The organism is Vreelandella arctica (assembly GCF_037070215.1).
Lineage (GTDB): Bacteria > Pseudomonadota > Gammaproteobacteria > Pseudomonadales > Halomonadaceae > Vreelandella > Vreelandella arctica.
Genome location: NZ_JBANSN010000001.1, coordinates 124243 through 146831, shown reverse-complemented (window position 1 = coordinate 146831; position 22589 = coordinate 124243). Strand labels below are relative to the sequence as shown.

The window sequence follows — 22589 nt, the reverse complement described above, 5'->3', positions numbered from 1 at the left end:
TCACGCAAAGCTAACCTAATCAGACTAAATTTTGCTACTCAGCCATTTGCTTAATACCCAAGCACAGATACTTCAGCTCGGTGTATTCATCGATGCCATAGCGTGACCCCTCACGACCGATACCCGACGATTTGACACCCCCAAAAGGCGCCGAAGCGGTCGAGATGAGCCCCGTATTAATGCCCACCATGCCATACTCCAACGCTTCCGATACGCGCCAGATCCGTGACACGCTTTCAGCATAGAAATACGCCGCCAACCCATACTCCGTATCATTGGCCTGACGAATAACCTCCGCTTCCGTCTCAAACCTGAACACCGGCGCCAGTGGCCCAAAGGTTTCCTCGCGAGCACATGCCATGTCAGCGGTTACGTCAGCCACGACCGTTGGCTCAAACCAGGTACCGCCTAAGGCGTGTCGCTTACCACCGGTGATTAAGCGACCACCTTTATCGAGTGCATCCTGCAAATGGGATTCAACTTTCTCTACCGCCTTTTCAGAGATGAGTGGCCCCACCTCTACGCCTTCATCGCTACCTTTACCGACACTCAGTTCACTGGTGCGCTGGGCCAAACGTTCAACAAATGCATCGTAAACACCGCTTTGCACATAAATACGATTAGCGCAGACACAGGTTTGCCCGGCATTACGGAACTTACTGTCCAGCGCCCCGGTGACAGCATCTTCAATATCGGCATCGTCAAACACAATAAAGGGCGCATTACCGCCAAGCTCAAGAGACACCTTTTTGACCGTTGGAGCACAGGCAGCCATTAAATGCGCGCCCACTGGGGTAGAACCGGTAAAGCTCAGTTTGCGCACAATCGGGCTATCTGTCAGCACGGGGCCAATCGTTTTGGCATCACCGGTAACAATATTAATCACCCCGGCAGGAATGCCCGCTTGCTCGGCTAACGCCGCTAGCGCAAGCGCCGTCAACGGGGTTTCCATAGCGGGCTTAACGATAATCGTACAACCCGCCGCCAAGGCAGGCGCCACCTTGCGGGTAATCATGGCCGCAGGGAAGTTCCACGGCGTAATCGCCGCACAAACGCCCACCGGCTCGCGGGTAACAATGATGCGTTTATCAGTCGCATGACCGGGAATAGTATCGCCGTATAAGCGCTTCGCCTCCTCAGCGAACCACTCGATAAAGCTGGCCGCATAGCCGATTTCACCGCGTGCCTCTTTTAACGGCTTTCCTTGCTCCAAGGTCATCAGCTCGCCTAGCGCCGCCTCATTTTCCATAATCAGTGCATGCCAGCGTTTTAAAAGCTGCGAACGTTCCGCTGCGGTTTTAGCACGCCAAGCAGGCAATGCGGCGTTAGCAGCTTCAATAGCCTGACTGACTTGCTCCGCACTCAAGCTAGGGACATGGCCAAGCGTCTCACCGCTAGCAGGGTCGGTGACCGCGACACTACTGCCATCCGTTGCGGCCACCCACTGGCCGTTGATGTACGCGTTTTGTTTAAAAAACGTTTGCTTGGAGATAGACATTATTTTTCCTTTCAAAGTGAAGGTTAGATAAGTTCTTGACGCCAACGTCGCTGTTTTTTGACCAGCGTAGATTGATCGATGCCCAATGCAGCGGCTGCCGCTCGGGTCGTGCCATGGCGAGTAAGCGCCTGTTGAATGACTTGCTGTTCAAACTGCATTACCTGCTGGCGAAGATCACCACTCACGGGCGGTTGGCTAAACAGAGTGCTTGGGAATATCTCGTTCGGCAGTGCCGTTGCGGTTATCTCATCGTCTAAAACCGTGACGGATAAACGTTCGGTTAAGTTGATCAGCTCACGAATATTGCCAGGCCACGAATAGCTAGAAAGCAACTCCAACGCCTCGGGGTTCCAACCCCTTTCTACCCCATGCAACTGATTAAAATGGTCTAGGTAATAGTTCAGCAATGGAATCACCTCATCGCGCCGTTGCCGCAAAGGGGGCAGCCATAGCGGCACCACGCTAATGCGATAAAACAGATCCTCGCGAAAAAGCCCTTGCTTGACTCGTTCATTCAAATCCTGGTGAGTAGCGGTAATCAGACGTACGTTGGCATGACGAAAAGCTGTCCCACCTACCGGCAAGTAGCGATTCTCTTCCACCACTTTGAGTAGTTTTACCTGCAGTGCGAGAGGTAAATCGCCAATTTCATCCAGAAAAAGCGTACCGCCATGAGCCACATCCAATAGCCCCTGTTTGCCTCTAGGGGACGCCCCGGTAAATGCGCCTGCGGTGTAACCAAACAGCTCCGCTTCCAGCAACCCTTCAGGAAATGCCGTACAGTTAAGCTCCATAAAAGGTCCATCCGCACGGTCGCTTTGCTGATGTATATAGCGGGCCAATAGCGTTTTACCGGTGCCTGTTTCACCTTGAATCAGAATCTTCGCCGTTGTTTTCGCGACTCGACTGGCAAGCGCAAAGCAGGGCTCCGTTTGTTGGCTGGTGATCACCCCCGGCGCGCTTAGCGCCATAACCTCGGGCACTTTATATGCCTCGCGGATGCGCTGAATTTGCTCTAGCTGCTCTTGGGCATGTTTCGCCAGTAGCAACTCAGTGATATCCCGAACACTGGTAACCACATAAGCAATCGAGCCATCGGCACTGAACATAGGCGTTCCAGTGACTACGATCTTGCGGCTGTTATGGATAGTCTGCGCCAGCGTAATCGGGCGGCGTTCACGGATGACTTCCAACGACGCGGATTTGGAAATAAACCCTGCCTTCACCAAATCCGCCATATGAAAGCCCACTACCTCAGCGCGCGAAATGCCGGTGATACGTTCATAGGCTTTATTGATCGTTACCGTAATACCGTTGGCATCGGTGATATAAACCCCGTCATGCAAAGCATCCAACAGTGAACGCATCGGCTCTTGGTCAAAACCAAACGCATCTACGCTTTCAGCTTCCACCGGCGGTTTAATACCGGTGACACGGTAGCGAATACACTCGCCCACCAACTGGCCCAACGTCGCATCACACTGCGCCTTTTCGATATCGGTACGGGTCAACACCCCAATGACCTGACCTTGGGTATCAAAGACTTCCACCGCATCAGTGCCGTGTAAATCAAATAACGGCAGTGCGGTTTCCAGTGAAAGCCCCTCTTCGATCCGTTGCATAACAGTTCCTCTCACAGGCCAGGTCCACCGCCTAAGCGGTGAACACTGGTTTTCCAACCTTTTGGCGATTAAACCACTATAAAGGCAGAGACTGTTATTTGCGCAATGGCACTTCCGGCTCAGGATCCTCAACGGGCTGGGATGCCTCATCCCAATCCTTAACGAAAGTTTTATCCACCTCACCGGAGAAGAAGCGCTTACCGTAAATTAACGCGCAAAGCAAAATGCCCACCCCAAAGGCCCAGGTAGCGCCCTTTATCACCAGCATGGCCGCGATAATGCCCGCGATACCCAAGTCCCGTTGGCTGCGCGCTTCCATAATGCCGATGCGCACACTGACATAGCCTTGAATCAACAGCGTCAGCGCCAGCGCAATTCCTAGAATAGGCTCCACCAGGCTCACGATCGGCAGCAACAACAGCCCCGTATTCGTCCCCCAGCGAAATGAACCAGAACCACCGAAGATAGAGTTCATCGCCGCTTTGCCCTGCTTGTAACGCTCAACCGTTACCACATGCATCGCTGCCCAGAGCGGACCACACATCACCACATCAGGGCCAAAAATACTCATCCCAAAGTTACGCCCACCAAAAATCATATGAGCGCGGTTAGGGTTATAGTCGATTTTTTCATCCTGGCGCTTCTCATCAGCTTCTTCCAAAAGTGCCTTGCTTTGAAGCACATCGCCAAATAGCACAATGTAGGCCGCAATAACGGTCGGAATGGCCGTTAAAAACATCATCAACGGAGGTAAACCAACGCCAAATACCGTGTATTCACTGAACATCAGCGCGAAATCAGGCTGACTAAAGCCCCACTCAACGTCTGGCCAGGGCGCTTCACCAAACAGTGGAGCCACCACAATCGCCAGCACGATAATCGGGAAAATACCCAGTTTACCCACGGCACCCCACAGGCCGCCCTGCGCTTTCAGCTTGTTGAAATGGCGAGAGAAAATCAGATAAAACGCGACACCTACGGCAATCGCAATGGTAAAGGGGTACTGCTCAAAACGACCGCCTTCATCAAACACCACCACTATGGCGGCTAAGCCCGCGCCCATAATGACCCCCGCTTTAATGGCGGAAGGAATGAGCCGCACCACTTTACTGGCCATACCCGTTACCCCCAGGCCCAGTGCCAGTACCCCCAACATCATCTGAAAGGCAATCAGCGCATGCACCCTGTCTACCCCCTCGGGAAAGGTCGACACATAAGCCATCAACAGCGGAATAGCAGGTGTGATCCACCCTGGAATGACAGGGTCACCCAACAGGTGATGCAGCAAATAAAGCAAGCCATTTAAAATGACGATGGCCAACGCCGCTTCAAACGGCATGCCCAGTAGCTGCATCATCAATGGGATCGCGGCAAGATCCACCGCGCACATCAAAAGCCCTTGCAGGTAATCGGGCAGTTCAAAACGATAATGGTAAAACGGCAGGCGTAGCTTAAACGGCCCTAATGGTGTGTACGGGCTTTCTTCACCGTCAACGCGTTGCTTCCAAGCGCTCATGGCATGGACTCCTGTTTAAAGTTGTTAGTATTTTTAATAAACGTTTTGTCGTTATAGCGTTTTAATTAGCGACGAATTAATAAGCGGCGTGGTAAATCGCCTCAACATCCGCAAGCGTTAATACCCGCGGGTTATTACGCAGCAAACGTTCCACCTTAATGGCCTCGGCGGCCAACTCAGGAATGGCGGATTCAGGAATATCAAACGAGCGTAAACCGGAAGGAATCTCCACATCAGCACACAGCTTATGCATGCGCTGGATAACCGCTTGGGCGACAGCATCATCCGAAAGCCCAGCCACGGGTTCATCAAAGGCCACCGCAATGCCCCGAAAGCGCTCGACGCAGGCCAGCTTGTTCCACTCCATTACGAAGGGCAGTAACAGCGCATTCGTCACCCCATGGGCCAAGTGGTAGCGCCCACCTAACGGATACGCCAATGCATGGACTGCGCCCACGCCAGCATTACCAAAGGCAAGGCCTGCCAGCAGGCTACCGGTGGCCATATCTTCACGGGCCTGGAGATTGTTGGGATTGGCAAACGCCTTGGGGAGCGAATGCACAATGAGGTTCATTGCCTTAACCGCCAGTGCATCGGTAATCGGCGTGGCAAAGTTAGATAGATACGCCTCCACTGCATGGACTAACGCATCCACCCCGCTGGCCGCTGTCACAGAACGTGGGCAACTCAACGTAAGCTCAGGGGCGACAATCGCGACATCCGGTAATAAGCAGTCACTGACGATGCCCTTTTTCATCTGTTGGGCTTTATCCGACAGAATCGCGATATTGGTCACTTCAGAACCGGTGCCCGCCGTGGTGGGCATGGCGATCAAAGGTATTGTGCGTTGGTCAACCTTGTTCTCGCCAAACAACGCCTCCAGCGGACCTTCGTAGTGCGCATATACCGCTACACACTTAGCGATGTCCATGGCACTCCCGCCGCCTACAGCGATGACGCTGTCGTGCTTGCCAGCATTGAAAGCACGGGTGCACATTTCGACTATTTCTACTTCCGGCTCGGGCGTTACCTGATCAAACACCTCATAGGTCACCTTTAGTGCCGTGAGCTGCTCAGTAATCATATCCAGCGTGCCTGAAGCCACCACACCACTATCGGTAACGATTAAGGGGCGCTGCATACCCAACGATTGAACATAAGGCTGCAACTGCTGAGCGGCCCCATGGCCGGTAATCAGCTTCCCGGCGCTTTTAAAGCTACTCACTTGATTAAAGCTAGTTAACTGCATATGGCGCTTCCTATTAGCTTTTATTGGTGGTTTTACCAGCTCAATTATCAAACCGAGAATAACGCTGGCTATTTTTTACTTAGCAAACGCCATGCCAACCAAAAAAAACAAACAACCAACTGATTTAATTGATAAAAAAATTAAAGATAAAATCATGCAGGTATATGGGATGCAAAAAATCATCGAATAGCGACATTTTGATGACTTAATTCATCAACGTAACCACATATTGGCCCGAGCAAGGTAACTACGCCCTTCAAACAAACATGTCAGATATTTTTATCGCTATGCGATAAATAATAACTCTTGCCGATAAATAAAACTCACCTAGGCTCTGAAATGACGTTACCGAATAGCTTTTAACAAGGCGTAAATAACAATCCCCAACACTCTCAATGGTGACCCAATGAAACGCACATCCAACAGCCAACCTCTTCTTCACTTTAAAAAAGCGATGCTGTTACCGGCGGTACTGGGCGCAGCCTTATCGCTTGGTGCTACTACGGCAAACGCACAGGAAGTGCTAAAAGCAGGCGGAACGCCAAGCGGGATTCCGTTTACGTTCCTGGACGTGCAAACCAATGAGATCACCGGCGCGATGGTCGATCTGGTCAATGCACTGGGCGAAGATATGGGCTATGAGGTCACTATTCAGGAGTCTCAGTTCAACGCCTTGATACCCTCGCTGACCGCTGGGCATATCGACATAATTTCCGCCGCAATGCTGAAGACCGAAGAGCGCGCCAAACAGGTCGCGTTCAGCGATGATGTCTACCCCTATGGCGAAGGGGTCGTTACCCGTCAGGACTACGATGGCGAGATCAACACACTGGAAGACCTCTCAGGCGAAGTGACTGGCGCCCAGGTCGGTACCACCTACGTCGAACAGCTCAACAACATGGGCATTTTTCCAGAGATCCGCAATTACGACTCTTGGGCAGACATGATGCGTGACATCTCGTTAGGCCGCATCGTGGCGGGTGTCGGTGATGCCCCCATCATGAGCTACCACCTCAGCCAAGACCGCTTTCCAGAACTCCAGCTAGCAGACAACTACGAGCAGGAAATGGTTGGCCATATCGGCTTTGCGGTTGACCAGGAAAACACCGAACTGCTGGAACAAGTGAACACCTCGCTTGCTCACCTGAAAGAGAATGGCACTCTCGATGCCATCTTCGAAGAGTGGGGCTTGTAAACCACACCCAGGTAACCCACCGGCAGCGTTAACGAAACAGCCTGCTAATGATCACCCCAGCACTGCTTCACTGCCTCTTCGGGGGTAGTTGAAGAAGTGCATGCAAAATAAAGGCTTCCCATGGAGTTTTCGGACATCACCGCCTTTCTACCCATTCTATTAAAAGGTGCTCTGATTACGGTGCAGATCACCATTGGCGCCCTACTGCTAAGCACCCTGCTCGGCCTGCTCTTAGCCCTGATGAAGCTCTCGCCCGTGCGGGCGCTGTCGCTCACTGCAGGCACCTTCATCAATGTGGTGCGCGGCCTACCGATTATCGTTCAACTGTTTTATATCTACTTCGTACTCCCCGAACTCGGCATACAACTTAGCGCCTTCCAGGCAAGTATTATCGGGCTTGGCGTCGCCTATAGCGCCTACCAGGCGGAAAACTTCCGCGCCGGTATCGAAGCGATTGAAGCAGGGCAAATTGAAGCCGCCAGATCCATCGGCATGAAAAGCAAGCTCATCATGCGCCGCGTCGTACTGCCCCAGGCGATACGCATTGCGCTGCCACCCTATGGCAATACGGCCGTCATGATTCTGAAAGACTCATCGCTAGCCTCCACCATCACTGTCGCCGAAATGACCCGGGCCGGGCAGTTAATTGCCGCCTCCACCTTTCAGAACACCACGGTCTACACTCTGGTCGCCCTGCTCTACCTCTGCCTTAGCCTACCGCTGATTTTTGGGGTTAACCGCCTAGAGCGCTATTTCGGAAAGTCGGCGAAAGGAGGTAAAGCATGATCAACATCAACGCTATTCACAAATCCTTCGGCGATGTAGAAGTGCTCAAAGGGGTCAGTCTAACCGTCGCCAAGGGGGAAGTGGTGTGTCTGATTGGCCCCTCGGGCTCTGGCAAATCGACGGTGCTTCGCTGTATCAACGGGCTGGAGTCCTATGACCAAGGCAGCATTACGATCAACGACCGTCAGGTTGATGTGGCCAGCAAGGATATAAACGACCTGCGCACCCAAGTCGGCATGGTTTTCCAGCGCTTCAACCTGTTCCCCCACCGCACGGTGGTCGAAAACGTGATGGAAGGGCCGATCTTCGTCAAAAACGAACCCCGTGAAACCGCCCACGCCAACGCCATCGCGCTGTTGGAGAAAGTCGGGCTGGGTGACAAAGTCGAAGCCTACCCGCAGCAGCTATCCGGCGGCCAACAGCAGCGTGTCGCCATTGCCCGCGCCCTGGCCATGCAACCGGAAGCCATTCTGTTCGATGAACCCACCTCCGCCCTCGACCCCGAACTGGTGGGCGATGTGTTAACCGTCATGCGCGACCTGGCCAATGAAGGCATGACCATGGTGGTCGTCACCCATGAAATGGGCTTTGCCAAGGAAGTCGCCGACCGCGTCTGCTTTTTGTATGGCGGACAGATTGTCGAATCCGGCGATGCCCACACGCTGCTTACCCAGCCTACCCACGAGCGCACCCAGGATTTCCTGCGTCGTGTGCTAAACCATTAACGGAGACCAAGGATGGCAAACTCATCTCATATGCCCCCCCTCCCTGTGGGCTGACACAGCCTCCGCGGGCAGAGACTACCCAGCGTTGCAGGGCGCTCAGCGCAGCGATGTGGTGATCATCGGCGGCGGTTTTACCGGCCTTTCCGCCGCCCTGGCCCTCGCCAAGCGCGGCATCAGCACAGTGTTACTGGAAGCCGAAAGCATCGGCTGGGGCGCCTCCGGCCGTAACGGCGGCCAAGTCATCCCCGGCCTCAAATACGACCCGGATGAACTGATCACACGCTATGGCGAAGAACGCGGAGAACGCATGATCGCGCTCTCAGCCCACAATGCCGATGTGGTGTTTGACCTGATAAAGCAGCACAACATTGACTGCGACGCCCAACAGCGCGGCTGGATTCAACCCGCCGTTACCCACGCCAGCCTGAAAGCGATTGAATCCCGCGCCCGCCAATGGCAATCACGCGGCGTAGAGATCGCCTGGTTAAACCAGCAGCAGTGCGCGGAGCGTCTCGGCACCTCAGAGTATCTTGGCGGCTGGGTAGACCCCAGGGCCGGCGGGCTAAATCCGCTCGCCTACGCCCGCGGGCTGGCACAGGCAGCGCATGAACATGGAGCAAGGCTGCATGAACACACCCGCGTCACCTCGCTGACCCGCACCGAAGGGCGCTGGCGCGTCACGGCGGAAGGCGGTGCGGAAATTCAGGCAGAACGGGTTCTACTCTGCACCAACGGCTACAGCGACGCCCTGCAACCCAAGCTTGCCAGCAGCCTGATCGCCGCCAACAGTTATCAGATCGCCACCCGCCCCCTCACGGCAGAGGAAGGCAGCCAAATATTGCCCGGAGGCGAAGTGGCGTCGGATGCCCGCAAGCTGCTGCTCTATTTTCGCCGCGACCGAGACGGCCGCCTGCTGATGGGCGGTCGAGGCTCCTTCAACGACCCGCGTAAGCCCAACGACTTTCGGCACCTCGAAAACGCCATTATCAAACTCTACCCACAGCTAAAGGACGTAGAGATCGCCTTTCGCTGGGCAGGCCGTATCGCCATCACCCAGGATTCGCTTCCACATGTACACGAACCCCAGCCAGGGCTCACCGTGGCGCTGGGCTATAACGGCCGAGGTGTTGCCATGGGTAGCCATCTGGGTAAATTACTGGGAGAACACCTCGGTGAACATTCGCTGGAGGAAGCCCTACCTTTTCCCATAACCCCCATCAAGCCGATTCCCCTGCACGGCCTACAAAGGCTGTATGTTGAAACGGTGGTCAATTACTATCGGGCCAGAGACTGGCTGGAGCGCTAAACCGCCCAGACGCTTCCACACCAACACACAAGATGTTGATACGCTCCCCTTGCGGCCTCGCCCCCAAGGGGAACACGTAAGGAACCCTATAAAAGCATGAAGCACGCCAACGCCAACGAACCACGCTCGCCGCAGTTCAATCAATCCCTTGCGAAAGCGTTTGACCTGCTTGAGCTGTTTGACGCCCAGCACAGCGAGCTCAGCCTCTCAGAAATTGCCAAGTTTTCAGGGTTGAGCATGGGCTCGGTGCAGCGCATCACCCACACGCTCGAACAGCTCGGCTACCTGGTCAAAGCCCCCTCCAGCCGCAAATACCGGCTCGGCATCCGCCTGATGACCCTCTCCGCCAACTATTTGGAAGCCGATTTACTGGTCGATTGCGCCAACCCCTACCTCTCGGAACTGAGCAACAGCTGCCTGGAAACCGTGTCGCTCACCGAACCCTGCGGGCTCGATATGATCTACATGGCCCGTTTTACCAGCCGCCACTACATTCCCATTCATATGCCGGTGGGCAGCAGCGTGCCAATGTACTGCTCCGCCTCCGGAAGAGCATACTTATCGGCGATGGACGACACCCGCGTTCACGACTATTTAACCGCCTGTGAGCTAAAGGCCCATACGCCCAATACGATTACCGATATCGACACCCTTAGCGAGCTGATCCGTGAATGCCGCTCACGCGGGGTCGCCTGGAACGACGCCGAATACTTTCTCGGCGATATCAATATTGCCGCGCCGATACGCAACGCTGCGGGTACTCCCGTCGCTGCCGTGCACATCACCACCCCTAGCAGCCGGTGGACCCTCGACCGCGCCCTGGAACAGCTCGCGCCCTCGTTAATGGAGTGTGCCCGCGCCATTACCAAAGCGGCCCGCATGCGTAGCTAAAACTATTGATTACGCCGAATATTTTTAAAATCACCATTACACCTCGGAGAAACAAAATAGACTTATAAAAATTCAATGAGCAATAAAAGGAACTGATTGACTAAATCAATGCCCGACACTGAGTACCTCTATTATGCAGAGGCGCTCAGTTTGTACTAGAGTGGTCCTGTATTAGAAATAGACCGGTCGATTAAGCGTCCAGGAGCTGGACGTCATGACCAACACATTGATCTATAGATAGGAGATCTTATGAGCAACAGCATCACGACGATTAACCCGACTAACGGTGAAGCACTCGATACTTACGCACTCATGAGCAGTGTTGAAGCCAAGCAAGTAGTCGATGCCTGCTACGATGCTTTTCTCGATTGGCGCCTGGAGTCACTCGAAAGCCGCGCCAAAACGGTGAAGGCGATTGGCCAAGCGATGCAAGCGCACAAAGAAGAGCTTGCTGACCTGATGGTCAAAGAGATGGGCAAACTACCTGAACAAGCGCGTCAGGAAGTCGATCTGTGTACCGCTATTTGTGACTACACCGCGGAACACGGTCCTAAGAAGCTAGCCGATGAAGAGCGTCAGCCGGGCAATGGCGAGCGTGGCTTTGTGACCTATTCACCCATGGGCGTCATTTACGGCATTCAGCCCTGGAACTTCCCCGCTTATCAAGTAGTTCGCTACTCTATTGCCAATATTATGGCGGGTAACGGCGTCCTGTTGAAGCACGCAGAAAACGTGACGGGTAGCGGACTGCTGTTGGAAAAGATCTATCGTGAAGCGGGACTTCCCGAGAACGTTTTCCGCACGCTCGTGATCTCTCATGACACTTCCGACGAAGTCATCGCTCACTCTGCAGTGCGCGGTGTTACGCTCACAGGCAGCGACGGCGCGGGTCGTAAAGTGGCCGTTAAAGCCGCTGAGCACCTCAAAAAGACCGTGCTTGAGCTGGGATCTAACGATGCTTATCTGGTGCTTGATGATGCCGACATGGATGTAGCGATCGACACCTGCGTTCAGGGGCGTGTCTACAACGGCGGCCAAACCTGTGTAGCTGCCAAGCGTTTTGTAGTGACTGAAAAGAACTATGAAGCGTTTAAAGAGCGCTATGTAGCTCGCATGCAGTCGCTAAAGGCCGGTGACCCGACCCAAGAAGGTAGCGACCTTGGCCCCATGGCCCGCGTTGACCTGCGCGATGGTCTTCACGACCAAGTGGAAGAGAGCGTTCGCAAAGGCGCGAAGATTCTCTGCGGTGGTGAAAAGCCATCCGGTAAAGGCGCGTTTTACCCGGTCACCGTGCTGGATAACGTGACCCCTGGTCAGCCAGCATACGACGACGAACTGTTTGGACCGGTTGCAGCGCTGATTCGCGCCAAAGATGATGAAGATGCGATGCGTATCGCCAACGACAGCCGTTACGGCCTGGGTGGCGGCATCATCTCTAAAGACGTTAAGCGCGCGACAGAGCTTGCCAGCAAGTACTTCGATACTGGCATGGTGTTTATCAACGGCTTTGGTGTCGCCACACCGGAAATGCCCTTCGGCGGGGTGAAAAACTCCGGCTATGGGCGTGAACACGGCGGCTTTGGCATGCTTGAGTTCGTTAATGCTAAGTCGGTGATTGTCGTTCAAGAGTAATGCGCTAATTCGTTAGCCTATAAGCAGTAAAAAAATAGCGCCGCAAACCTTGTTTTCCCAGGCTTGCGGCGCTTTTACTGGTTAATCGACGCTTTGTTGAGAGAGACGGCGCTGCCAAATTTTTAGCCCTATCGCCATCACTACCCACGTCACCAAGGCAGCCACCACATCGTCCATCACAATACCAAAACCGCCATGCAACTGCTCAGTAAGGTGAATCGGTGGCGGCTTTAACGCATCAAAGAAGCGGTAAACACCAAACCCGAGCGCCATTACCACGGGATGCCGCGCTGCCGCTAACCCAAACACCGCGAGCGGAAAGGCGACATACTCGTCGGCGACAATACTGCCATGATCCAACCCATCATAATGCCAGGCGGCAACGTGGCAAACCGGCACTGCCAGCACCAACAGAACCGCCATAACGATCCCTTGCTGGCCCAATGGGCGGCTCAATAACCACCACGCCAAGGGAATCCCCAACAGAGAGCCAAACGTACCGGGTGCAATCGGCGCTAGCCCTAGTCCAAAGCCCGTCGCTAACCAAAAATTAAACGTATCCAGCATTAACCCGCCTGCTCGGCTTGGCGCTCAAGTTCAGTTGTCATTTCTTTAGGTAAATTAAGCGCGCTAGCCAACTGATCCAGCCAGGCACGTTCCATAGGATTTTGGTCATCGGTCACGGCCACACTGATCAGGTACATCTCGCGTGCTGCCTGGGGAGAGTCCGCTTCACGTGCCAGGGCCTGAGCATCCAGCGGTGCTTTTAGCTGCCGCTCTACCCAGTTGTGCATCTCTTGATCGGCACCTAAGGCATCGATCTGTTCGGTGATCAACGCCTGTTCCTGCTCATCGATGTGACCGTCGGCGCGTGCCGCCATAATCATAGCCTGCAGTAGCTCCAGGCTGCGGCGCTCTTGGATCTCACCGCTGAGCACTTCAACCCGTTCGCCCTCTGACGCATTTTGGGTAGTATTCTGCTGGCCACTGTCAGTTTTTGCCGCCTGAGAGCTTTGCCAAGCTTTCCACGCCAGCATGCCTACCCCGGCAATGGCGCCATATTTAAGCGCTTTGCCACCCATGCTGCGGCCGCGCTTAGAGCCTACTAACATGCCCATGGCGCCGCCACCGAGCAGGCTTTTAACATCGAAGCCGCTAGAAGAGCCGCTTCCTTGGCCACTGCTACCGCCGCCTAATTGCTTAGAAAGCCCACTCAGCATGCCTTTAACATCGACACCGCTGCTACTGCCGCCCTTCTGGCTGCCGCCGGCTTGCTGCATCAGCTGCTGTAAAATCTTGCTTGCGTTCATCCTTGCACTCCTAAGTTGATATTATCTTTAGAGCTCGTTTGTCGATTAACACACTTTATAAATCATTCTATATGAACGCAGCATGAACTAACGCTGGCTTGGGCTTTAAATGTCATAGCCTTTAAATGCCTGAGTCTTTAAATACCTTAGAAATTAAAGAAGTGCGCCCTTCACTTCCACCGAGCTCCCGTGCCGGCTGGCACGCACGTCTATACGGACTGGCATTTGCTCTTTGAGTTCGCTGACATGGGAGATTACGCCAATCATACGCCCGCCCATTTGCAGTTCGCTCAGCATGTTAATGGCTTGATCCAGAGCATCCTGATCGAGGCTACCAAACCCTTCATCGATAAATAGCGTATCCAGTTGAATACCGCCAGCGTAAGCCTGCACTACATCCGAAAGGCCCAGCGCTAACGACAGAGCTGCCATGAAAGACTCCCCGCCGGAAAGCGTTGCTACCGAACGGTTCTTGCCGGTGTAAGTGTCAGCCACATCTAGCTCAAGGCCTGACGCTTTATTGCCCTTAGTGGGGTCCTCGCGGCGCACCAACTGATAACGCCCGCGGCTCATGCGTACTAGCCGTTCAGAAGCCTGAATCAGTACGTCATCCAGCAGCACGCCGAGCACGAAGCGTTGCAGGCTAATGCGATGCCCGGTGCGACCGTTAGCGACTTCGCTTAGCGTGCCCCACACCTGATACTGGGCTTCAAGTTCAGCCTGAGCCGTGTGAGCCTTAGCCAGTTTTTGGCGGATGCCATGCAGTGTGGTTAAGCGTCCATCCAGCGTCCGCCACGCCTCTAGCTGGGAGTTTTCTTCCGCTTGGGCGGCCTCGGTTTGACTAGAAAGCGCAGCCAAATCGGGGGGCGTTTTTTCAGCCAGTTGAGCGTGGTAATTCTGCAGCGCCCCTTCTAATTCGGCCAAACGACGCTGGTACGTGTCTACCTGATGAATGAGCTCCTGACGCTGAGCGTCATCCAGTTGGGCTGCCTGAAAGGCAGCCTCATCCTCAAAGGGGCTGGCCAGAAGCGCTGCCTGCCACTCTGCTTGGGTCTGTTCAAGTGTTTGTTTAGCCTGCTCGACTCGCTCGCTGGCTCCCCTTAGCTGCTCGTCTGCTCGTGCCAGTTGGGTTTGGCTGTTCGTCAGCGCCAGCTGAGCACTATCCCAGGCTTGTTCAATTTGGGTAACTTGGCGCTCGAGTTCCGTGAGCATTTTTTGCATTGCGGCAGGATCACGAGCGTCGTCAGGCAGCGACTGACTCAACTGATCGCGCTGGCTTTCTAGCCTTAACGCGTCCTCTTTGGCTTTTTCAACCGCGGGCCGCTGGGCTTTAAGCTGTTTATCCAGTGCGCCCCACTCACGCCGTAGCGCATCACGGGCAGTGGTTTGTTGGTGAAGCTCTCGCTCAATGCTTGACTGCCGAGCGACCTGGCGATGCAACTCATCGCAGGTTTTTTGTAGCTCATTCAGCGGTTGGCTAGCCCACTCGCCTAATTGCTGATTGAGTCGCTGCACTTGCTCGCTGTGGTAGCTTATCTGCTGCGCTAGCTGTTGGTGATGGCGTTCAGCGCCCTGGAAAGATTGACGGGCCTGCGCCTGGGCTGAGCGCGCGTTTTCCACCTGCTCTTTGGTGACGATGTCTGCGTTATTAACGGCCGGGGTCGGATGCGCCAGGCTGCCGCAGACAGGGCAAGGGGCATCGTCCTCAAGAGTGAGCGCTAACAGCGCAGCCTGCCCTTGATGCCACCGCATCTCCTGCTCGGTAGCGAAGCGTTCCGCCTGCTCTGACTCGCTGCGCCGCTGGTCTAGTGCTGCCGTTGCCTGCTGTTGTTGCGTGGTGAGCTCGCGTCCCTGGTCGATTAGCGCATCCAGCTCTTTACGTTGGGTTAGCAGCGTTTCATAGCGGTTTAGCTCGACAGGGGCGCTGGCCAGCTGCTGGCGTTCCGCCTGTAACCGTTCGAGATTAACGCCTGCCGCCTCGCCCTGTTGGCGAATGGTGTCCAGTTGCTCCTCATCGCGCTTGAGGGCACCGTCAGCTTGTTGCCAAGCGGCCTGTGCCGTTTGGAATCGCGCCTGTAGTTCGCTTAATTGTTGGCCTTTTTGAATAAACTCGCTCAACTGGCGATGACGCTCGCGCAGCTCAGGGAGCCCTGTCTGACGCTCGCGGGCCGCCTCAAATGCACGCTGTGCCTGCTCCGCGCTAGTGCGCTGGCTGCTCAGTGCGGCGTCTGCCTGCTGCTGTTCCGCGTGCGCGGTGCTTAGCGCCTGCTGCGCTTGGGTTAACGCCGTACGCTGGGGGCGCAACGCCTGTGCGTGTTCACTTTGGGTCAAATGGTCTTGAATGCTGACGACCTGGCCCTGCTGTTCAAGATGACGCGTTTTTTCAGCCGCCAAGCTCTCCCGCGCTTCAAACTGACGCTGAAGTGCCTGGGCATCATCACGCTGTTTTTCGGCTTTACGTCGCTGCAGTTGGGCGGTTTCGAAGTCCTTTCGCGCTTGCTCAACCTGGGGCGTCAACGCTTCCAGCTCTTGCTCTAAAGCAGCTTCACTCTCCAGCTCACCACCGGCGAGAATGCCACTGATATGTTGGCGATGCTCTTTCACTTCTCGTTCTATCTGATTGGCCTGAAGGCGCAAACGCTCTTCAATACGCTGAAAGATTTGCGTTTGAAACAGCTGGGAAAAAATCTCCTCGCGCTTTTTGGAGTCAGCGATCAGCAATTCGCGAAACTTGCCTTGGGGCAGCACCATCACTTGGCGAAACTGGTTGGCATCCAGGCCTATCAAGGTTTGCAGCTCAGCGGTGGCATCGTTGACTTTGCGCGCCACCAAGCAGGTCTCTACCTCGCCATCCGCGTTTAAGCGCCATAGCTGCGCTTCCGCGTTATGCGTAGTGGTGCCTTCGCCACGTGCCTTGGGGCGCTCCTGTTGAGGTACGCGGCGCACTCGGTAATCCGCCCCGCGCAAGCGAAAATCAAGCGTAACTTCCGTTAGCAGCGTGGCGTTCGCTTGGTCACAGCGCATCTGAGAAGGTTCACGCTCATTACCCGTCGTTTGGCCATAGAGCGCAAAACATAACGCATCGAGAATCGAGCTCTTGCCCGCCCCGGTGGGCCCGTTAATCAAAAACAACGGGCTTCTACCAAGCACGGTGAAATCAATAGTTTCCGTACCCGCGAAAGGGCCAAAGGCCTGCATGGTAAGGGTTAACGGCGTCATTCTTGGGCCTCATCGCGCTGCAGCTGGCTAATCAACTCGGCCATGGCACTAGCCTGCTTATCGCTCATGGCATCACCGCTGGTCTGAGTAAAGAAGTCACTAAACATATCTAGGGCATCAAAGCGTAACCGCTCGCGGTCAAGTTGCTGAGTGCCTCGTGCTTCCAGCATGCCGGGCTTTTCCAGATGCAGCACATTGGGATACACCTCACGCAGCTTGCCCATAGGGTCGAGAATGGCGTGGCGATCGGTCAACCGCACTAGCAAGTAGTCATCTGCTTGTGCGTCCGTTCTTCCCTGGGCGATTAGCGTATCAATCTCATCCTCTAATACGCGCACTTCACGGCTGGGTATTAGCGGAATCTGTTCAATGTGCTTTATCCCGCTCGCGCCTACTTCCACCAGCGTGACGCCTTTGCTCTGACTGGCTTCTGAGAAGCTGTATTTGAGCAAGGAGCCGCTATAGCGAATATGTTCACCGCCGCGATACTGGGGGCCGTGCAGGTGACCAAGCGCCACGTAATCAAAGTGCCGCATAGGCTCCCAGGCCACGCTTTCGGCACCGCCTAACGTTAGCGGGCGCTCCGAATCAGACGCGCTGCCGCCATCTACAAAGCAGTGGCTCATCAGTAGGCAGGGGCGTGTTGCATGGCGGCGCTCGCTAATCTGCTCGACCAAATAGCGATGGGCAGCGTCAAAGTCGCGCACTTCCACGTTAAACTGGCTGCGCACATGCTCAGGGTCGGCGTAAGGAATGCCGAATATATCCACTTCGATGCCGTCAATGGTCAGCGTGACGGGCGTGGCGAACTCAGCTAAATCGGAGAGAATATGCAGCCCGGCTTGGCGCAGGTGGCGCGCGCCAAAGCGCAACCGCTCGGCGCCATCATGGTTGCCTGAAATCATGATGACCGGCAGCTTGCGCACCTCGCATAGCGCATGTAGCACCTCGTCGAGCAGCGTTACCGCCGCCGAAGGCGGAACCGAGCGGTCATAGATATCGCCCGCAATCAGCACCGCATCGACGTTTTCCCGGTCGATTATCTCGATGAGCTGGTTAAGCACATGGCGCTGGTCTTCCAGCAACGAAAGGTTGTGAAATAGCCGACCCAGGTGCCAATCAGCGGTGTGGAGTAAACGCATAACAAGCTCAACAGCCAATAGTGTCGCGGCATCATAGCAACCTATTGGCGCTGCGTTTAGCGCTGGCGTTGAGCTTGTAAAAAATGCCGCTACGGCGTTCTGGGGAGCTGGCGTTTATGATCGGTGCGTTGATAGGTGTTGGTAATGGTGGTGTAGGCCTGTTCGCTAACCTGCTGACCGGTAAGAAAGGCATCGATTTCGGTGTAAGTGACGCCTAATGCCTCTTCATCAGCCAATTGAGGTTTAAGCGACTCTAAATCTGCAGTGGGCTGTTTCTCTACCAGTATAGCGGGCGCTCCTAACGCAGCACCGACCTCTCTCACCTGTCCTTTGGTAAGTCCTGTCAGCGGCACCAGATCGCAGGCGCCATCACCATACTTGGTGAAAAAGCCCATCAATGCTTCTGCTGCTTGGTCGGTCCCCACCACTAAACCCGACTTGGCGCCAGCAACCGCGTACTGCGCCACCATTCGTTGACGCGCCTTAATATTGCCTAATACAAAGTCGCGTTGGGCGGCATCTTGAAACGTTAATCCACCCTCCTCCAAGGACGCTAGCAAGGCGTCACTGGCTGGCTTCACATTAATATCAAGCACTTCATCAGGGGTAATAAACATTAGTGCCTGTTGAGCATGATCCTCATCTTTCTGCTCGCCGTAAGGCAGCCGGATGGCATAAAAGCGTGCCTCAACCCCTTTATCGCGGGCCTTTTCGACGGCCAGTTGAGCTAAACGACCAGCAACGGTGGAGTCCACCCCGCCGCTAATCCCCAACACAAGCGCGTTCTGTCCTGTCTCTATCATCTGGCTGCACAGAAAATCGACGCGCGCCTCAATTTCATACTGCGGCTCAATCGATGCTTTTACCTGCAAATCTGCCTGGATACGCTGCTGAGTTACTTGGTCAGTCATGTGGCTTCCTGCCTCCCGGTTACGGATAGAGATTTCATCATTAAGATTCATCAACGCGGGGCGCTTTGCCTGCCAATACATCACCATGATGCTTTGGCACCATTTCTAGCGCATAGTGCGCAGCGGCAAGACGTACCTCATTACGATCACCTGAAAAGCGTTTCGTCTCCACTATTATGTATTCCTCTTGGGCATGTCGAAACGCCCAGGCAAAGCAAACGGTTCCCACCGGTATATCATCATGAGGCTTCGGGCCCGCAATACCGGTGTTCGCTATGGCAACATTGGCATCGTTATTGTTTAAAGCGCCTAACGCCATTTCGCGCGAGGTGACTTCGCTAGTCAGGCCATACGTATCAATGGTGTCAAAACTGACGGATAAATAGCGATTTTTGGCCTCGGGCGAGTAAACAGCCAATCCACAATCGATCGATTGCCCGCTACCTGGTATGCCCGCTAGCTCTGAAACAATCAACCCCGCCGTGCACGATTCCGCCGTAGCCATTTTGAGCTCGTGCTTTTTTAGATATTCACTAATATTTTCAAGCAGTTCCATTGCTTATCTCCTTATAACGTCATACCTCTGACTCCATTTACACCTTTGAGGCACTATAGTTAAGCACCGTTATTTGTCTAAAGCCTGTCGCCATTATTAACATTGTTTATGTGCGTGAATTAACGGCAAAACAGCTATAAAAAAGCCCCGCCCGAAGGCGAGGCTGTGATTTGCTAATGGGTTATATTAGCGCCGAAATGCATCGGGATAGTTGGTTAGATCCACGTTCCATAACACCGGCAACAAGAAATAAACCGCCGCGACGATGAGTAGCATGGCAATAATGTTGATCCAAAAACCGGTGCGCACCATCTCAATGATTTTGAGTTTACCAGTGGCGAAGATAATCGCGTTAGGCGGCGTACCCACCGGGAGCATAAAGGCACAATTGGCGGCCATGGCGGCGGGCACCATCAGTACAAAGGGATGAATATCCAGTGCAAGGGCCAACGACGCTAGCACCGGCAGAATCATCGTGGCCGTGGCGGTATTCGAGGTGATTTCAGTTAAGAACAACACCATACCGGTCGCTATCAGGATAACCAGCAAGAAGTTAACGCCTTCCAGCACGCTCATTTGCCCACCGATCCACTCGGCCAGGCCCGAAGAGCCAAACCCTGCGGCAATCGCTAAACCACCGCCGAACAGTAACAAAATGCCCCAGGGCACATCTTTGGCAATATCCCAACCCAACAGGCAGCCGCCTTTACTTTTGGAAGGGATCAAAAACAGCAGCAGGGCCGCGACCACCGCAATCATGGTGTCATTGATGCCGGGGATATTAATGATCTGGCCTTGCCATAAAAACGAGCGGGTAATCCACATAAAGGCCGCAAACAGGAAGACCACCAGCACCGCTTTCTCTTCAAAACTGGTTTTACCCAGGGCCTCTTTTTCTTTGTGAATTAGCTCCCGCCCACCCGGCAAGTGACTAAATTCAATTCTGAAAAATACCCGTGTCAGTAGCAGCCACGCGCTAAACAGCAGCACCAGCACGACAGGGAAAGCAAACATTAACCAGCCAGCAAAAGAGATTTCGATACCAAACAGCTCATTAACAATCGCCGCCAGGATAATGTTCGGTGGCGTGCCAATCAGTGTGCCGAGGCCACCAATGGTACCGCCGTAGCCAATACCAAAAATCAATGCCTTACTGAATTTTTCGATTTCGTCACTGTGGTCCCCATCACTTTTTTCAAGTTCCTGGCTAACCTGGTAAACAATCGCGGTACCGATAGGCAGCATCATCATCACCGACGCTGTATTGGATACCCACATCGATAAAAAGCCGGTCGCGGCCATAAAGCCGAACACAATGCTATTAATACTGGTGCCCAATACGGCAATAATCGACAGGGCGATACGCTTATGCAAATCCCACTTTTCCATCGCCAAGGCGATCATAAAACCGCCCAGAAACAGGAAAATAATCGGGTTGCCGTACGCCGCCGTTACCGTATTGCCATCCAGTGCGCCGGTAATGGGTAATAGTACAATGGGCAGTAGCGAGGTAGCAGGAATGGGGATAGCTTCGGTGATCCACCAAACCGCCACCCACAACGTAGTAGCCAACACCATACGCCCTTCAAAGCTTAAATCTTCAGGGTGAAAGAACATCACCACAAAAGCGAACAGCAGCGGTCCAAGCAGCAATCCAATTTTCTGTGGGTTGGTATAGGCAGGTGGCTTAGGTTGATGAGATGGCTCGCGCTTGGCACTGGGAGCCGCTGCCTTCGCGGCACCGCCCGTGGGCAGCGCGCACATCAATAGTTTTTTGGCTTGGTAGTGGGAGTGCCATAGCTGATCCCATACCGTCATCAGGGCTGTTTTATGCATAACGTAAGCGCCACTTGCGTTCAGAGTGAAAAGAAAAGGTCGGAGGCAGCTTTGCGATAAATGAGCCGCCCCAAGGGCCATACTGGTTCTCCTTTGGCGCCCTTTATTAACTGCAATAGGCAATTAGTCCAGTCATTTGCCCAAAATTGCCACTAAAGTCTAACGACTTTAGTTTTATTATTAGCGCTTACTAACAGTGACATAAGTGCATTGCCCACGTAAGTTAGCGCTACTATTAAATAAATAGTGACGCATTAAGATTAAGGAGAATTGAGTGCTCGACCGCTGGACAATGCCGCTTACCCATCGCCCCTTAAAATGCATCGCACGCCCCTTGCAGCAAGTAGGCATAACGCCTGACCAAGTGACGCTAACTGCTTTTTTAATCGGCATTTCCGCATTACCGCTGTTGGCATACGAGCAGTATGGGTTGGCCCTGCTGGTCATTGTGCTTAACAGACTCGGTGACGGCGTGGACGGGGTCTTGGCACGGTTGAGTGGCCGCACTAGCGACGCTGGCGGTTTTCTGGATATCGGACTCGATTTTGTTTTCTACGCGGCCGTGGTGCTGGGGTTCGCGCTGGCAAACCCTGCCCAAAACGCACTCGCTGCTGCCTTGCTGCTATTTGCTTTTATCGGCACCGGCACCTCGTTTTTGGCGTTTGCGATTGCGGCCAAACAGCAGGCAATAGAGCGCCCTCACTTCCCCAATAAAGCGTTCTACTATTTAGAAGGTTTGACCGAAGGCACCGAAACGGTGATGGCGCTGGTGGTTTTTTGCCTATTCCCGAAGCACTTTTCAATACTGGCTATACTGTTCTCAATTGCCTGTCTCATCACCACGGCAACAAGATTATGGGGAGGTTACTGGACACTGCGTCGGCATGAATCCCACTAACATTGCGAATGCTGACGGATAAATAAAGTGATGTGCTCTCAAGAACAGTAGAATATTAGTGCTGTGAATAGAGCGCGATTAGAACCGTTGAGCTGAGAGTGTTATGCCGTGGTCAAAAGCGAAAGTGATCGCTTAATGCCTTACCAAATCCAACAACTAGCTCGTAGCGTTTAACGCTAACTAAAAGCGCTTAAATTCGCCCACCGTAGGCAAATAAAACACGCAATGTGCGCTAGCGCACGGACGCCAACCCTCTGCACGACCATTGTTCTGGTAAGGAAGCATCGTTTGTGCGGC

At 54.0% G+C, this 22589-nt stretch carries 18 protein-coding genes; 7 read left to right on the top strand and 11 right to left on the bottom strand.

Annotated features, from left to right (window positions below; genetic code table 11):
- Nucleotides 1–34 precede the first annotated feature (34 nt).
- The 4 genes from V8L70_RS00615 to V8L70_RS00600 form a co-directional block, all read right to left on the bottom strand.
- Nucleotides 35–1498: an NAD-dependent succinate-semialdehyde dehydrogenase gene (locus V8L70_RS00615; RefSeq protein ID WP_101147723.1), complete on the bottom strand. Its 1464-nt coding sequence runs from the start codon at nt 1496–1498 to the stop codon at nt 35–37.
- A gap of 23 nt (nt 1499–1521) precedes the next feature.
- Nucleotides 1522–3120 (bottom strand): sigma 54-interacting transcriptional regulator, encoded by a 1599-nt coding sequence (locus V8L70_RS00610; RefSeq protein WP_101147722.1) that lies wholly within the window; start codon nt 3118–3120, stop codon nt 1522–1524.
- Between the two features lie 94 nt (nt 3121–3214).
- Nucleotides 3215–4636 carry a hypothetical protein gene (locus tag V8L70_RS00605; protein WP_101147721.1) on the bottom strand — a complete coding sequence of 474 codons (1422 nt, stop codon included), beginning with the start codon at nt 4634–4636 and terminating at the stop codon, nt 3215–3217.
- A gap of 76 nt (nt 4637–4712) precedes the next feature.
- Nucleotides 4713–5885 (bottom strand): iron-containing alcohol dehydrogenase, encoded by a 1173-nt coding sequence (locus V8L70_RS00600; protein WP_101147720.1) that lies wholly within the window; start codon nt 5883–5885, stop codon nt 4713–4715.
- A 406-nt stretch (nt 5886–6291) separates the two neighbouring features.
- Between V8L70_RS00600 and V8L70_RS00595 the strand changes: the two genes are divergently transcribed.
- From V8L70_RS00595 to V8L70_RS00570, 6 genes are all read left to right on the top strand, one after another.
- The gene (locus V8L70_RS00595; protein ID WP_198556143.1) at nt 6292–7080 is read left to right on the top strand and encodes an ABC transporter substrate-binding protein; all 789 of its coding nucleotides are present in this window, start codon (nt 6292–6294) and stop codon (nt 7078–7080) included.
- A 120-nt stretch (nt 7081–7200) separates the two neighbouring features.
- On the top strand, nt 7201–7866 hold the full coding sequence (locus V8L70_RS00590; RefSeq protein WP_101147719.1) for an amino acid ABC transporter permease: 666 nt from the start codon (nt 7201–7203) through the stop codon (nt 7864–7866).
- Nucleotides 7863–8591 carry an amino acid ABC transporter ATP-binding protein gene (locus tag V8L70_RS00585; protein ID WP_101147718.1) on the top strand — a complete coding sequence of 243 codons (729 nt, stop codon included), beginning with the start codon at nt 7863–7865 and terminating at the stop codon, nt 8589–8591. Before V8L70_RS00590 ends, V8L70_RS00585 begins: the two co-directional genes overlap by 4 nt.
- A gap of 85 nt (nt 8592–8676) precedes the next feature.
- Nucleotides 8677–9897, top strand: coding sequence for an NAD(P)/FAD-dependent oxidoreductase (locus V8L70_RS00580; RefSeq protein ID WP_198556142.1), 1221 nt, complete (start codon nt 8677–8679; stop codon nt 9895–9897).
- 96 nt (nt 9898–9993) lie between these two features.
- Nucleotides 9994–10788: an IclR family transcriptional regulator gene (locus tag V8L70_RS00575; RefSeq protein WP_101147716.1), complete on the top strand. Its 795-nt coding sequence runs from the start codon at nt 9994–9996 to the stop codon at nt 10786–10788.
- Between the two features lie 249 nt (nt 10789–11037).
- Nucleotides 11038–12420 (top strand): NAD-dependent succinate-semialdehyde dehydrogenase, encoded by a 1383-nt coding sequence (locus V8L70_RS00570; protein ID WP_101147715.1) that lies wholly within the window; start codon nt 11038–11040, stop codon nt 12418–12420.
- 81 nt (nt 12421–12501) lie between these two features.
- Here V8L70_RS00570 and V8L70_RS00565 read toward each other — a convergent pair whose 3' ends face one another.
- The 7 genes from V8L70_RS00565 to V8L70_RS00535 form a co-directional block, all read right to left on the bottom strand.
- Nucleotides 12502–12987 (bottom strand): phosphatidylglycerophosphatase A family protein, encoded by a 486-nt coding sequence (locus tag V8L70_RS00565; RefSeq protein WP_101147714.1) that lies wholly within the window; start codon nt 12985–12987, stop codon nt 12502–12504.
- Nucleotides 12987–13730, bottom strand: coding sequence for a tellurite resistance TerB family protein (locus V8L70_RS00560; RefSeq protein ID WP_101147713.1), 744 nt, complete (start codon nt 13728–13730; stop codon nt 12987–12989). Before V8L70_RS00560 ends, V8L70_RS00565 begins: the two co-directional genes overlap by 1 nt.
- A 153-nt stretch (nt 13731–13883) precedes the next feature.
- On the bottom strand, nt 13884–16949 hold the full coding sequence (locus V8L70_RS00555; protein WP_101147712.1) for an AAA family ATPase: 3066 nt from the start codon (nt 16947–16949) through the stop codon (nt 13884–13886).
- Complete coding sequence (locus V8L70_RS00550) at nt 16946–18091, bottom strand: exonuclease SbcCD subunit D (protein WP_101147711.1); 1146 nt, start codon at nt 18089–18091, stop codon at nt 16946–16948. The genes V8L70_RS00555 and V8L70_RS00550 overlap by 4 nt, the downstream gene beginning before the upstream one ends.
- Before the next feature lie 89 nt (nt 18092–18180).
- The gene (gene nadE / locus V8L70_RS00545; protein ID WP_101147710.1) at nt 18181–19002 is read right to left on the bottom strand and encodes an NAD(+) synthase; all 822 of its coding nucleotides are present in this window, start codon (nt 19000–19002) and stop codon (nt 18181–18183) included.
- A gap of 40 nt (nt 19003–19042) precedes the next feature.
- Nucleotides 19043–19558 carry a CinA family protein gene (locus V8L70_RS00540; protein WP_101147709.1) on the bottom strand — a complete coding sequence of 172 codons (516 nt, stop codon included), beginning with the start codon at nt 19556–19558 and terminating at the stop codon, nt 19043–19045.
- A 186-nt stretch (nt 19559–19744) separates the two neighbouring features.
- On the bottom strand, nt 19745–21394 hold the full coding sequence (locus V8L70_RS00535) for a DASS family sodium-coupled anion symporter (RefSeq protein ID WP_232774965.1): 1650 nt from the start codon (nt 21392–21394) through the stop codon (nt 19745–19747).
- A gap of 274 nt (nt 21395–21668) precedes the next feature.
- Between V8L70_RS00535 and V8L70_RS00530 the strand changes: the two genes are divergently transcribed.
- Nucleotides 21669–22292, top strand: coding sequence for a CDP-alcohol phosphatidyltransferase family protein (locus V8L70_RS00530; RefSeq protein ID WP_101147708.1), 624 nt, complete (start codon nt 21669–21671; stop codon nt 22290–22292).
- Nucleotides 22293–22589 lie beyond the last annotated feature (297 nt).